Origin of the sequence: Ureibacillus endophyticus (assembly GCF_024159215.1) — a bacterium.
Classification (GTDB): domain Bacteria; phylum Bacillota; class Bacilli; order Bacillales_A; family Planococcaceae; genus Ureibacillus; species Ureibacillus endophyticus.
On sequence record NZ_JAMYWW010000001.1, the window covers coordinates 160,934 to 175,111 of the forward strand.

A 14,178-nucleotide genomic window follows, 5' to 3' on the forward strand; every position below is an offset into this window, starting at 1 on the left:
TGCAAATGGGTAATTTCTATTGTATACTTTTACATGTAATAATAATTATTATTTTAGTACATTTAACAAAAAAATTACAACTTCGGAAAGTAGTAGCTGTTTTAATTTAATCGCCATCTCTATATGACACAATATTATGATGTTCAACCTTTCATAAGTCAAGGGATTGGGATATAAAAAGATAGGAGCTATTACGAAACTAGGAGGTCAGTAGATTGTGACATTTGAGCTTGCCATTATCCTGTTACCTTTTATTGTAGCAGCGTGCATTCCTATTTTTTATAGGCGACTACCCAAAAAGGTTATCGGTTGGGTTGTTTTAGTGGTCCCTTTAAGTTTGTTCCTTTTATTAACTACATATATCCCTCGTATTGCGAAGAACCTAACGTTTTCCAATAATTATGAGTGGATCCCCTCATTTAATATAAATTTCACAACATACCTCGATGGTTTAAGTTTAATATTTAGTTTACTTATTACGGGTGTTGGAAGTTTAGTAATCTTATATTCCATCTTTTATTTATCTAAAAAAGAGTCGTTGCACCATTTTTATTGCTACTTGCTGTTATTTATGGGGGCAATGCTTGGCGTTGTATTTTCAGATCATTTATTAGTTTTATATGCATTTTGGGAGTTAACAAGTGTCTCTTCCTTTTTGCTCATTGCTTTTTGGCATCATCGTAAAGCTTCACGAGCAGGGGCTAGGAAATCAATGACCATTACTGTCTCAGGTGGAATTGCAATGTTAGTAGGGTTTCTAATGTTGTATTCAATGAGCGGAACGTTTAGCATACAGGAAATCATATCAAATATTGCTGGTATTAGTGAGCATGCATTATTTATCCCAGCACTTGTATTAGTTCTTTTAGGAGCATTTACAAAGTCTGCACAATTTCCCTTTCATATTTGGCTTCCAGATGCAATGGAAGCGCCAACCCCGGTTAGTGCCTATTTACACTCAGCTACGATGGTGAAAGCCGGTATTTACATTGTAGCTCGGTTTACGCCAATTTTTGGAGGCGAGATGACTTGGTTTTGGGCAGTCACTGGTGTTGGACTATTAACATTATTTTGGGGTTCATTTAATGCTGTGAAACAAGTAGACTTAAAAGCTTTACTTGCCTTTTCAACAGTTAGTCAACTAGGACTTATTATGAGTTTACTTGGGTTAGGCTCTATTGCTGTTTATTTAGGCTATAGTCAAGATTCAATTATTTATACACAAGCAGCCTTTGCAGCACTGTTCCATTTAATTAATCATTCTACATTTAAGGGCGCACTGTTTATGATGGTGGGAATTGTAGACCATGAAATTGGAACAAGAGACATTCGCCGACTTGGTGGACTCATGCCGATTTTACCTTTTACATTTACTGTAGCATTAATCGGTAGTTTATCGATGGCAGGGATGCCTCCATTTAACGGTTTTTTAAGTAAAGAAATGTTCTTTGCAGCTACCTTAAAAATTACACAATTAGATGTGTTTTCGATTGATAGTCTTGGTGTCGTAATACCAGTCATTGCATGGGTAGCTAGTATATTTACTTTTGTTTATTGCTTAATTATCGTTGGAAAAACCTTCTTCGGAAAAATTAAGCCCGATATTTTAGATAAGAATCCTCACGAAGCACCGATAGGTATGTTAATTCCTCCATTTATCCTGATTGGACTAGTAGTAGGAATCTTTGTGTTTCCAAATTTATTAGGTCATTATATTTTACAACCTGCTATGGCAAGCATTTATCCTACATTCCCATCAACAGAAGAATTAACACCACATATTTCTGCGTGGCATGGATTGAATATGGAATTATGGATGACAATTGGGGTAGTCATTTTAGGAGGTACCCTATATTACTTTTTAAAACGGTGGAAGCCAATTTATCGATGGATTCCACAAAGATTTACGTTAAATTCACTATACGAAACAATAATTAGCTTTAGTGAAAACGTATCAGAGAATTTAACAAAACGTTATATGACCGGGAATCTCACTCATTACTTTTCTTATATTTATATGGTGTTTGTCATTGTTGTTGCGGGCATCTTTTTCTTAACAGATTCCTTTGAATGGAGTTTGATGAGTAACTCAAGTGTAGAAAGCTTTGAATTAATTTTAGTGTTTGTTGTAATTTTTGCAGCAGTAGCAATCCTTTTTACAACATCACGTATCGCCTCCGTGTTATTAAATGGGGTACTGGGCTATTCCGTTGCATTTTTCTTTGTTATTTTCCGCGCACCCGATTTAGCATTAACACAACTTGTAGTGGAATCCGTTACAACAGCACTGTTTCTAATTTGTTTCAAATTTTTACCTGATTTAACACCAGAGCGAACATCGAAGCGGGTTAAATTTACAAATGGGGTTATTTCAATTCTTGTAGGTGCAACTGTTACGATCGTTGGTTTAGCTGTTATAAACTATGAAAAATTTGAAACGATCTCAACCTATTTTGAAGACGCCTACAATCTAGCAGGTGGGAAAAATATCGTAAATACAATTTTAGGTGATTTCCGGGCGTTTGATACGATGTTAGAAGTGGTCGTTCTCTTTATAGCAGGCTTAGGAGTTTATACAATCATTAAGCTAAAAGCGAAAAAGGGGGATGCCGATATTGAAAATTAATGATGTAATCTTACGCACAGTTGTAAAAGGTGTCGTATTTATCATTTTAACTTTAGGTGTTTATTTATTCTTTTCAGGGCATAACGCACCAGGTGGAGGTTTCATAGGAGGGCTTGTGTTAGGTTCGGGAATAGTTCTTCTATACATCACTTATGACCTTGAAACAGTGCATAAAAAAATGCCCTTTGATTTTAAAAAAGTAGCTGCATTAGGGGTTCTATTAGCAACAGGTTCTGCAATTGGATCTCTGTACTTTAACGCGCCATTCCTTTCTCAAACAGATGGGTATTTTAATATCCCTATCTTAGGAGAGAAGCATTTAACAACAGTTACAATTTTCGAAGCTGGTGTCGCCTTAACTGTAATAGGAACACTTGTGACGATTATCTTAAGTATAAGTGAGGATGAATAGTATGGAGTCTTTAATTGTCGTATTAGTTGGAATTCTAGTTTCAGTTGGTACCTACTTAATCCTCTCTCGACATATGATTCGTGTCATTGTAGGAACCGCTATATTATCCCATGCAGTCCACTTATTAATATTAGCTATGGGTGGATTAAAAAAAGGGATTGTCCCATTACTTGGTCAATCTGAAGGCGAGTTTACAGATGCCTTGCCTCAAGCCTTAATATTAACTGCAATTGTTATTAGTTTTGCCACTACGGCATTTTTGCTAGTACTGGCTTATCGAACGTATAAAACGAATGGAACTGCTGATTTTCGTGAATTGAGGGGAGTTTCTGATGAATAATTTAATCGTACTTCCCCTAATTATTCCAATTATTACAGGCATCATTCTCGTATTTCTACGAAGTTCCATTATGCTACAACGTGTTATTAGTATAATTACAATGATTACAGTTAGTGTCATTAGCTTTTTACTATTAGATATTGTCCAAACGGAAGGAATTATTAGGCTAGACTTTAGCGGCTGGTTACCTCCATTTGGTATTTTGTTTGTAGCGGATTCCTTTGCTTTGCTGCTTGTTTTAACTGCAAGTGTTGTAACAACGATTTGTTTACTGTACGCCTTTTCAACTATTGGTAAAGATAACGAAAAGATGTTTTTCTACCCGTTTGTGATGTTTTTAATAGCAGGGGTAAATGGATCATTTTTAACTGGGGATATTTTCAACTTATTTGTTTGTTTCGAAGTGATGTTACTCGCATCTTATGTACTAGTAGCGATGGGTGGTAAAAAGGTTCAACTTCGAGAATCTTTAAAATATGTATTAATAAATGTAGTGGCATCATGGTTGTTCTTAGTTGCACTTGCATTTCTATATGGGACAGTCAAAACATTAAATATGGCCCATATTGCAGAACGTGTTGCAGAAGCTGGTCAAGAGCCATTACTAACTACAGTAGCTATTTTATTCCTACTTGTTTTTGGCTTAAAAGCAGGTTTACTATTATTCTTTTGGTTACCAGGTTCTTATAGTGTGCCGCCAGCTGCAGTGCAGGCTTTATTTTCTGCATTATTAACAAAGGTAGGGATTTACGCTTTAATCCGTACATTTACATTAATGTTCCCTTTAAATCAAGAGATTACCCATTCTTTGATTGGTATTATGGCTGGAATCACAATCATTGCTGGTTGTCTGGGTGCATTGTCAGGTAGGGATGTTTATACCATTGGAACGTATAACGTCATCATTGGTGTTGGTTTTATTTTAATTGGTTTAGCAGCAGGAACAGAAACCGCCATGACAGGTGCTGTTTATTATTTAATGCACGATATGGTTTCGAAAGCTCTATTATTTTTAATTATTGGAATGATGGTTTATTTAACAGATGAAACCATAATAAAAAATATGAGTGGATTAATTCGTAACTATCCTCTATTTGGATGGATCTACTTTATTGTCTTGCTTGCTTTAACTGGAATCCCGCCTTTAAGCGGTTTTGTTGGGAAAATATTAATTGGTCAAGGTGCATTAGAAGCTGAGTCTTACATATTGTTAGCGATTGGTTTTGCTTCGAGCATTATTGTTCTATATTCTCTGTTAAGAATCTTCTTAGCTTCATTCTTTGGTGAAACTACTATTAGTTTTGAAGATCGTAAGCGGATTCCAAAGGGTGCTTATAGCTCCTTTATATTACTAGCAATCTCAATAGTATTTATTGGAGTTGGGGCAGAGTCGTTGGCAGTATATGTGAAAGATGCAGTAAACACATTAATTAATCCATCTGTCTACATTGATGCAGTGTTAAAGGAGTGAGTGGGTTGTTTGGTCAATTTTTATTAAATCTATTTATAGCACTATTGTGGCTGTTATTAGTTGATGCACCTACTCCAGAAATTACAACTTTCTTTAGCGGATTTGTAGTAGGAATAGGAATTTTATATGTCATGCATCGTTTCTTTGGTACAAGATTCTATTTAAATCGAGTAATTAAATTAATCAATTTGATCTTGTTATTTATAAAGGAAATCTTAATATCCAGTTTTTCTGTTATGAAACAAATCCTTACACCAAAATTAAATATCACGCCTGGTATTTTCACTTATAAAACAAACTTAGAAGGTGAATGGGAAGTTACGGCATTGGCGTTGTTATTAACTCTAACTCCAGGTTCTGTTGTAATGGAGGTCTCAGAAAAAGGAGATGTGTTTTATATTCATGCTATGGATATAGAACAATCGAAGGAAGAAGTTATTCGATCGATTGGGAAATATGAAAAAGCAATTATGGAGGTGACACGAGAATGAAAGAAACTATTATGTTAGTTGCATTAACTTTATTTATGATAGCGATAGCTATTCTTCTATATCGTGTCATAATGGGACCTTCAATGCCTGATCGCGCCATTGCATTAGATACGATTGGTGTGAATCTAATTTCTGCGATAGCCATCGTATCCATTCTTTTGAATACGAAAGCCTTTTTAGAGGCAATTTTAATTTTAGGTATTTTAGCTTTTATTGGAACGATTGCCTTTTCGAAATATATCGAAAGGGGTGTTATTGTTGAACGCAAAGGAGATAATTGAGTGGGGTGCAATTCTACTAATTTTACTAGGCGGTATAATTAGTGTAATTAGTGCTTTGGGATTGATTCGATTACCAGATGTATATACACGATCCCACGCAGCTTCAAAAAGCTCTACGTTAGCAGTATTAGTTAGTTTAACAGGTGCTTTCATTTATTTTTGGTTTCATGATGGATATGTGAGCATCCGTTTAATATTAGGTATTATATTTGTGTTTATTACAGCGCCTGTTGCCGGACATTTAATTTGTCGCGCGGCTTATCGTTCCCGAGTACCATTAGCGGAAGGTTCAGGCGAGGATGAATTAAAACCATTATTGTTTGCAAATGAAGAAAATAAAGAGTTAAAGATAGATAATAATTAAGTTATCCACAATTTGATACATCCACTTTTCACGTTAAGTAGCGTAAAAGTGGATGTTTTTTTAATTGTGGATAATATTTTTTCATCTTATGGGGGAGAATTGGATTTTTAATGTGGACAACTGATGCAACTGAGGATAAAGGTGTGGAGAACTTCGGATTAGTGGATAAGATAGATTAGAATTGTGGATAATTTTTTGAAAAATGAAGGATGTCGTCAGAAATTTTATCCATTACCTTATACTTGAATGTCGTTAAGCATATGAAATAATATGGAGAAGTGTGATTTTTTGAATAAAACTAATCAATGAATTGAGCGAGTAGCTTTGAAAAAAATATTAATTTTATTTTCCATAATTATTGGGGTTTATTTATTTTTGTATATAAATAATCACTGGATTGTTATTACCGAACATATCTATGAATCGGAAGAGGTACCGAAAAGTTTTAATGGTTTACGAATAGCACAGGTGTCTGATTTACATGATGCAACATTTGGAATAGAACAAGGTAAGCTTGTTGAAAAAGTACGAGAATCGAATCCAGATATCATTGTGATTACAGGTGATGTGATTGATAGCAATCGATATGATTTACAACAAAGCCTTAATGCAGTGGAGCAATTTGTGGAGATAGCCGAGGTTTATTATGTAATAGGAAATCATGAAGTAGCAATAAATGAAGTAAGTGAAATTTATGGAGCATTGAAGGAATTAGGTGTACATGTCCTGCCAAATACTTCTGTTACGCTCGAACGTAATGAAGAATATCTTAATATCCTTGGTATTGAGGATCCTTTAAATGGGTATGAAACGCAAACCATGTTAAATGTAGCGAAGTCAGAAATTAATGAGGATTATTTTACAATTTTATTAGCCCATCGTCCAGAAATGTTTTACACATATGTTGTTAATAATATTGATTTAGTGTTTTCAGGACATGCCCACGGTGGACAGGTACGTATACCATTTATCGGCGGGTTATTTGCACCTTCACAAGGTTTTTTCCCAACGTATACTGCTGGGGTGTATGAAGAGGACGAGACAACAATGGCAGTTAGTCGTGGATTAGGAAATAGTACCGTTCCATTTAGAATACTTAATTTACCTGAAATCGTTGTAGTTGAGCTGAAAACGAAATAAAGGATGAATCTGAAAAGTATTTTAGTTCTCTGTGTGACGGTCGCTTCGCTTTCTGTCACAGATAAATTGTGATGAGGATGGTGGCATTTTAATGCGACCACCGCAGAAGTAATATTTTATTTAAAAGGTGTCCAAAGAGTTTTGACTTTTTGGACACTTTTTTTAATTCGTTCTTTTAAATAAACTTCAATATATACACTGTGTAAATGGTGGATATTTAATAAAAATAAAAAATATTTACTATTAAATTCATCTTATGGTAACCTAATAATATCTAGTTAATTTTACGAAATTATACATAATGAATTTGGTAGATTCTATAAAATCTTTATTTAACCTGCCATTAAGGGGCGTAAATTTTATGTAGGGAGACATAGTCATGAATAAATTTACGAATTGTCTAATGGAATGTGAAGATTTTAATAAAAGAAAAATCTATTATTATATACCTATCTCAACATTACAATTTTTTATTACGTATCAAAGGTATCATAATGATCATTGTCTTTTATTACAAAGATTATTTAATGGAACCATGTTTGAAAAATCAGAACTACTTTATGGGGGAAATAAACCGCCAAAAAGTATATCAACTAGATTAGAATTTGAAGGTTGTATGGTTTATTTAAAGGGAAAAATTGTATTAGATAGGTTTTTAATTAGTAAGAAAGAATATCAAGAAATTAAGGCAAATATTGAACGCTTACATAAATATGGATTGGAAAATTACTTATGCATAAAGAAAATTACAAAATAAATTGAAAGCAGTATTTCTTAATAACCGAAATACTGCTTTTTCCTATTTTATCACTTGTTTTATCATATGTTGTAACAGCTCTTGTGCAGAAATCAGTTTCTCTCCGCCACCTTGTACAAATGCATCATTTCCGCCACCCTTACCATTAATTAATGGCAATACTTCACTTGAAACATTCTTCATGCTAATTTCAATACTACTACCGCGGGCAGCAATAAATTGAAGCTTGTCCTCATTCTGAGCAACAAGTAAAGAAATTGCATTATCTTGAAGTGAAATAATGGCGCGACCAAGCTTTTGTAAAGTTTGAACCGTACGATTTTCAAAGAGTGCGGTAACTATACCATTTTCACCAGATTCCAATAACTCTTTTGCTTCATATTGTAATAACGTATCCTGTGCTTCTGAAAGTGCTTTCTCAGTGGCTTTTGCATTTAGTAAAACCTTGCGTAGTGTCTCAGCTGCATTTTCTTCTGGTACACTTAATTGTTTTGAAACATCTGATAACACTGTTTTTCGCATTGCAAGTTGATTAAGAATACGGTTTCCACAAACGAAAGAAACTCGTGTGATTTTCTTCATTTTTTCTGTTCCCATAATTTTGATGGAGCTTACTTGGCCAGTGGAAGTAGGGTGGGTACCTCCACAACCGTTATAGTCATAGTCAGGGATAATGACTAAACGAATATCTTCATCGACAGATACCTCTTTTCTCAAATTGTATTGAGAAAGCTCGTCTTTATTTACCCATTTTATTTCGATTGGTCGATTTTCTAAAATGATTTCATTGGCTCTTTTTTCGGCGAGGGCAAGTTGATCTTCGGTAATGTGTTCCGTATTTAAATCAATTGTTACTAGTTCACTTCCGAGATGGAAACTAACTGTTGCGATGTCGAAGAGTTCTACAAATGCTGCAGTTAAAATGTGTTGGCCACAATGTTGTTGCATATGATCAAAGCGTCGTTCCCAATCTAGATAGCCTCGTACTTCTCCAGTGAAATTGCACTCTTTTTCAGTGTAATGGCGAATTTCATCATTTACTTTTTCAACATCAATTACCCGAATGTCATTTATGAAGCCAGTATCATGTGGTTGACCTCCGCCAGTTGGATAAAAAGCAGTGTTTGAAAGGATGACATATGGACGATTTCCATCTACACCAGTTTTCAAAACTTGAGCAGTAAATTCTTTTATCATTACGTCTTGGTAAAATAATAAATTACGCATTTGTCAGGTTACTCCTTTAAGAATGATTAATTTTATTTTGTCATATATGGTGAATTGTGTCACATTACAAGGCTTTTAATTGACCATAACTCAATTTTGATTATTATATAGAGATAGAAGTCTCTTTGTAAGAGGATACGTTAAAGGAGAAATTGAATAAATGGAGATAACACAATTTTCGGTAGAGGAAATAAAAGACCCTACAAATATCATTGAGGGAAAACGTTTCGAGTTTTTAATAGATGTAGAAGTAGATGAAGAAGATGAACTTTATTCTGAAGCTGGAATTGAAATTCGAGTGTTGATTGGTCAAAATGAAGAAGGAGAAACGAAACTTCTAAATTACTTCATTATGGATAAGGGAGAAAATAAGTACTTAGATTTTGGTTTGGAAGATGAAGAAGAATCAATGATTTTGGAATTCTGTAAAGAACAAATTGTAAATGAATAATAAATTTAGGGGTATCCAAAAGTGAAAATTTTCTAAATATATCTTAGGAAAAAATGCTCCTGCGGTGGTTAACACCATCCTCATCGCAATTTATCTGTGATGAAAGCGATAGCGACAATCACAAAGTGACCGTCTCACAAAAATGATTTTCAGACGGCCACTTTTTTATTGATTTTATAGGACTGAAAATTTAGAATATTTACAATGTATAAAAATACACATTTCATAAAAAAGTACTGGGGTGATACAGTGGATACACAAATTGCTGTAATTTGTTCAAACGAATTTGCAAAACGAGTAAAAACAATTGAAACAGAACTCTCATCAATTAAACTTCAATACTATACATATAGAAACCCACAGGAGGCGACAGCACTTATTGGGCAGATTAAACCGTGCGATGCAGTATTTTTTTCGGGCTCATTGCCTTATTTTTATGCAAAGAAAAAGTGTGAGGAGCTTCCAATACCAACACACTATTTAAAGCAAGATGGGACGGCCATTGCTACAACGTTACTTGCATTAACAAACAGAGGAACTACACTGCAAGAAGTATCCATTGATATTACTGACCCAAATATTGCAACAGGTATATTAGAAGATATAAGTACTAATGAATTTCCATGGATGTATAAAATAGAACCAAATGTCGATATTGAGGAAATTGTAAAGTTTCATTATGATCTTTATCAAAATCAAAAAACAACTCAAGCGGTAACTAGTATTCATGCAGTTTATGAAATTTTACAGAAGCAAAATGTGCCTGTCATAAGAATGATTGACCCAAGAAGTTCTATTATTAAAGGGATTAGTGAAACTAAAAACCTTGCCATTTTATCTAAAAGTCAATCAGCAAAAATTGCGGTAGGTTACATACAATTTGAGAGTAATAGAGAAATTCAAATTAACGAACTGGGTCAGTTCACCTTATTATTTAAAACGAGATTAATTGAGGTAGAAAGAAATTTATTTACTTTATTTACTACTCAAGGAGATGTTCAAAGAATATTTGAATACTTATCAGAAATACAGTGGAAAAGGTTAAGTGATACGTCTTTTAAATTGGCATTTGGATATGGTAGTAATATCGAAGAGGCAACACAGAATGCAAAAGATGCTCTTCTTTTAACAAAATCAAATACTGCATATGTATTGACAGAACATAAACAATTACTTGGACCATATCCTAAATATCATCGTTGTATTGAATTACGTACACAGGAACCTGTACTCGTTGAAGTGGCAAAATCCACCTCATTAAGTCCTGCTAATCTTTCGAAGGTAATTCAATTTAGTAAGTATCATACAGCCAATGAATTTACTGCTCATGATTTGGAATCATTTTTACAGGTAAGCAGACGTACATCAGAACGTATTCTAAAAAAGTTAGTTGATCATCAATATGCTGAGGTTGTTGGAGAAGAAATGACATACCAACAGGGAAGGCCGCGCGCGGTTTACCGATTGAATTTTCCAACATACCTTTAACTCTTTGCATAACTAAATATCAAAAAAAGGAGGTTAATCATTTTAGATTAACCTCCTTTTTTTTAGTTAGTAGTCGTTTGTAATTCTTCTAATTCTTTTAGCTCATCAATTCGATCTAATTCTGCAATTTCTTCTTCAGATAATTTCTGAATTGTGAAGCCTATAAATGCATATATAATTGAGAGAATTGGAACAACGTAGTTTACTACCGCATAAGGTGCATATTCCATTGCTCCTACACCCAGTGTACCAAGAATAAATACACCACAAGTATTCCATGGAATAAATACCGATGTTAATGTTCCACCATCTTCTAAAGCACGAGATAAGTTTTTTGAATGTAATCCTTTTTTACGATATGTTGATGCGAACATTCGAGCAGGTACAACAATCGAAATATATTGTTCTGAACATGTAGCATTTGTTGTAAAACAAGCTAAAATTGTAGTCGCTATTAAACTACCAGTTGATTTTGCTAATTTTATAATTTGATTCATAATGGATTGCAACATACCTGAATATTCAAGTATTCCACCGAAAGTCATCGCAACAAGCGTCATTGAAACAGTATACATCATTGAGTCAAGGCCACCACGATTAAATAGGTTATCTACCATTTCATTACCTGTTTCAATAACATATCCGCTTTGTAATGAAGCGATTGCTTGAGCTAATGTATCACCTTGAATGATTACTTGCGATAATGTACCTAATAAAATACCAATTACTAATGAAGGAATTGCTGGTACTTTTAAAGCAACAAGTACGATAACAGCAACAGGAATCAATAAAAGCCAAGGCGAGATTGTAAAACTCTCTTCTAAAACTGATAGTGTTTGTTGAATACTCGCTGTATCGATATTACTTTCCTTATAGTTCATCCCAATGATTCCATAAACAATTAAGGCAATTAAAATACCTGGAATCGTTGTATAAAACATATGTTTAATATGTTCAAAAAGGTCAGTGTTTGTTAATCCAGATGCTAGGTTGGTTGTATCAGATAAAGGTGACATTTTATCTCCGAAATATGCCCCTGAGATTACTGCCCCTGCTATTATTGGAGCCGGAATCCCCATACTAAGTCCAATCCCCATACCTGCAACACCGATTGTTCCCATTGTTGACCATGAACTTCCGATTGCAAGAGAAACGACAATACAAATTAATGTAATCGTTACCAAAAAGAAAGATGGAGTAATAATCTGTAAACCGTAGTAAATCATTGTTCCAACTACGCCGCCACCAATCCAAGAACCAATTACTAGTCCTACTAAAATAATAATAACGATAGCTGGCAATGCGAGTTTAATTCCTTTGTACATCATTTCCTCAAGTTCTACCCATTTAAAACCTTGTTTCCAAGCAACTAGAGCAGCAACAGTTGTACCAACGATTAAAGGAATATGTGGTCCTTGTTCAAGGAAGATAATTGTAATAATCATCGTTGCAATCATGATTATTAATGGCAACAAAGCCCAAAATAGAGGTATTTCTTTTTTACTTAACTCTTTTTTGTCTCCCATCTTAAATCCCCATTTCTGATAATTGTATTACCCTAAAAAATATGACGTTTAATAGTCGTTTAATTTTATAGAGTAATAGTATAAGTTTTATTATTTGGTGTCAATATATTTTGAAATGTCTATCATGTTTAATATAATTGAAAATACGAGAATAATCGATACATATAATAGAATTTCCATTTATTAAAATAATCTGATAATTTATTAAATAATGTTAGGTAAAATGCTGTTATATTGTTATAATACTGTTAATAGTAATGCAAACTGTATTAATACAGAAGAGCGTAATATAGAAGTAAGGTAATGGTTGGTACATTTGTGTTTTAAAGGGGGATGGGGAAGATGTCAATTTTACAAGGGTTAAAGATTCTCGATTTTTCATCAATGTTACCTGGAGCGTTTGCTACAATGATGTTCGCGGATTATGGAGCGGATATTATCCATATTGAGTCTTCAAAAAGGGTGGACATGATGAGAATTATGCCACCATATGATCACGAACGTGAGTCATTTATTCATCAACATTTAAATCGATCGAAAAAGTCAATTAGCTTAGATTTAAAAACACCTGAGGCAATCGATATTGTTAAGTCATTAATACATGAATATGACATTGTGATAGAGGGGTTTCGACCAGGTGTGATGCAACGATTAGGTCTTGATTATGACACGTTAAAATGTGAAAATCCAAAACTTATCTATTGTTCTATTACTGGCTATGGTCAAACCGGTCCTTACCGAGATCGGCCAGGACACGATAATAATTTTTTATCTATCGCAGGGGTTCTTGATCATTCACGCCTTAAAGATAAAAAACCTGTACCAATGGGTATTCAAATGGCAGATATTGCAGGAGGAGCGATGCACGCAGCAGTAGGGGTGCTAGCTGCAGCATTACACCGAGAAAAAACGGGACAAGGGAAATATATCGATGTATCAATGGTAGATGCAGTATTCACAATGAACGCTTTATATGGAACAACATATTTAACAAGTGGACATCTAGCACAAGCAGAAGAAGAAATTTTAAATGGCGGCACATTTTATGATTACTATAAAACAAAGGATGGCAGATATTTTTCTGTTGGTAGCCTTGAGCCGCACTTCCGTAAGTTACTTTGTGAAGCTTTAGACATTCCTGAATTAATCCAAAGTACATTTAATGATTCAACTTATACACAAAAACGATTTAAAGAAGCAGTGAAAGATGCGTTTTTAACAAAAACTTTTGATGAGTGGTTAGAAGTATTTAATGAGGATTTCCATGGATGTGTAGAGCCTGTTTTAACTTTTAAAGATTCCTGTGAACACCCACAATTAGCTGCTCGTAACATGATTGTTGAAATACCAGATCGAGAAGGCAATGTACAAAAACAAATTGGAGCAGCGATTAAATTTGACCAAGAGGAACCAACATATAAGTTTGTAGGAGCAAAGCTGGGTGAGCATAATACTGAGATTCTAGAAGGGTTAGGGTATTCGAATGAGGAAATTGAAGCGCTGAAGAAAAAAGGGGTATTACAGTAGGAGAGGATTTTTTCTTTCGATGCAGAAAAGAATGCATTCTGTATCAGTAAAGATAACAGAAAGAATAAGGTTCAAAA

Annotated in this window: 14 protein-coding genes; 12 read left to right on the plus strand and 2 right to left on the minus strand. The window is 34.2% G+C overall.

From position 1 onward, the window contains the following. Window positions 1-214: 214 nt before the first annotated feature. From NKR20_RS00795 to NKR20_RS00835, 9 genes are all read left to right on the plus strand, one after another. Complete coding sequence (locus NKR20_RS00795) at window positions 215-2,626, plus strand: Na+/H+ antiporter subunit A (protein ID WP_253428000.1); 2,412 nt, start codon at window positions 215-217, stop codon at window positions 2,624-2,626. Continuing rightward, window positions 2,616-3,038, plus strand: coding sequence for a Na(+)/H(+) antiporter subunit B (locus tag NKR20_RS00800; protein ID WP_121213676.1), 423 nt, complete (start codon window positions 2,616-2,618; stop codon window positions 3,036-3,038). The genes NKR20_RS00795 and NKR20_RS00800 overlap by 11 nt, the downstream gene beginning before the upstream one ends. 1 nt (window position 3,039) lies before the next feature. Further along, window positions 3,040-3,378 (plus strand): Na(+)/H(+) antiporter subunit C, encoded by a 339-nt coding sequence (locus NKR20_RS00805; RefSeq protein ID WP_121213675.1) that lies wholly within the window; start codon window positions 3,040-3,042, stop codon window positions 3,376-3,378. Beyond that, window positions 3,371-4,849 (plus strand): Na+/H+ antiporter subunit D, encoded by a 1,479-nt coding sequence (locus NKR20_RS00810; protein WP_253422807.1) that lies wholly within the window; start codon window positions 3,371-3,373, stop codon window positions 4,847-4,849. Before NKR20_RS00805 ends, NKR20_RS00810 begins: the two co-directional genes overlap by 8 nt. 5 nt (window positions 4,850-4,854) lie before the next feature. Beyond that, window positions 4,855-5,340 (plus strand): Na+/H+ antiporter subunit E, encoded by a 486-nt coding sequence (locus NKR20_RS00815; protein ID WP_121213673.1) that lies wholly within the window; start codon window positions 4,855-4,857, stop codon window positions 5,338-5,340. After that, a complete protein-coding gene (locus tag NKR20_RS00820; protein WP_121213672.1) occupies window positions 5,337-5,621 on the plus strand; it encodes a Na(+)/H(+) antiporter subunit F1 in 285 nt (94 codons plus the stop codon). The genes NKR20_RS00815 and NKR20_RS00820 overlap by 4 nt, the downstream gene beginning before the upstream one ends. Continuing rightward, a complete protein-coding gene (locus tag NKR20_RS00825; protein ID WP_121213671.1) occupies window positions 5,599-5,985 on the plus strand; it encodes a Na+/H+ antiporter subunit G in 387 nt (128 codons plus the stop codon). Before NKR20_RS00820 ends, NKR20_RS00825 begins: the two co-directional genes overlap by 23 nt. Before the next feature lie 324 nt (window positions 5,986-6,309). Next, entirely contained in the window at window positions 6,310-7,125 is an 816-nt protein-coding gene (locus NKR20_RS00830) for a metallophosphoesterase (RefSeq protein WP_121213670.1), read from the plus strand. A 379-nt stretch (window positions 7,126-7,504) separates the two neighbouring features. After that, entirely contained in the window at window positions 7,505-7,882 is a 378-nt protein-coding gene (locus tag NKR20_RS00835) for a hypothetical protein (protein WP_253422809.1), read from the plus strand. Window positions 7,883-7,924: 42 nt separating this feature from the next. Here the strand turns inward: NKR20_RS00835 and NKR20_RS00840 are convergent, their stop codons facing one another. Then, window positions 7,925-9,109 (minus strand): alanyl-tRNA editing protein, encoded by a 1,185-nt coding sequence (locus NKR20_RS00840; protein WP_253422810.1) that lies wholly within the window; start codon window positions 9,107-9,109, stop codon window positions 7,925-7,927. A 160-nt stretch (window positions 9,110-9,269) separates the two neighbouring features. Here NKR20_RS00840 and NKR20_RS00845 point away from each other — a divergent pair, with 160 nt between their 5' ends. Together NKR20_RS00845 and NKR20_RS00850 are read left to right on the plus strand one after the other, a co-directional pair. Then, entirely contained in the window at window positions 9,270-9,560 is a 291-nt protein-coding gene (locus tag NKR20_RS00845; protein ID WP_253422813.1) for a DUF6509 family protein, read from the plus strand. Window positions 9,561-9,809: 249 nt separating this feature from the next. Further along, a complete protein-coding gene (locus tag NKR20_RS00850) occupies window positions 9,810-11,048 on the plus strand; it encodes a hypothetical protein (RefSeq protein WP_253422816.1) in 1,239 nt (412 codons plus the stop codon). Window positions 11,049-11,110: 62 nt separating this feature from the next. On the opposite strand, the gene nhaC is transcribed toward NKR20_RS00850, so the two are convergent. Continuing rightward, window positions 11,111-12,574, minus strand: a complete 1,464-nt coding sequence (gene nhaC, locus NKR20_RS00855) for a Na+/H+ antiporter NhaC (RefSeq protein WP_253422819.1) — start codon at window positions 12,572-12,574, stop codon at window positions 11,111-11,113. Window positions 12,575-12,916: 342 nt separating this feature from the next. Between nhaC and NKR20_RS00860 the strand changes: the two genes are divergently transcribed. Further along, window positions 12,917-14,101, plus strand: a complete 1,185-nt coding sequence (locus NKR20_RS00860; RefSeq protein WP_253422822.1) for a CaiB/BaiF CoA transferase family protein — start codon at window positions 12,917-12,919, stop codon at window positions 14,099-14,101. Window positions 14,102-14,178: the final 77 nt, after the last annotated feature.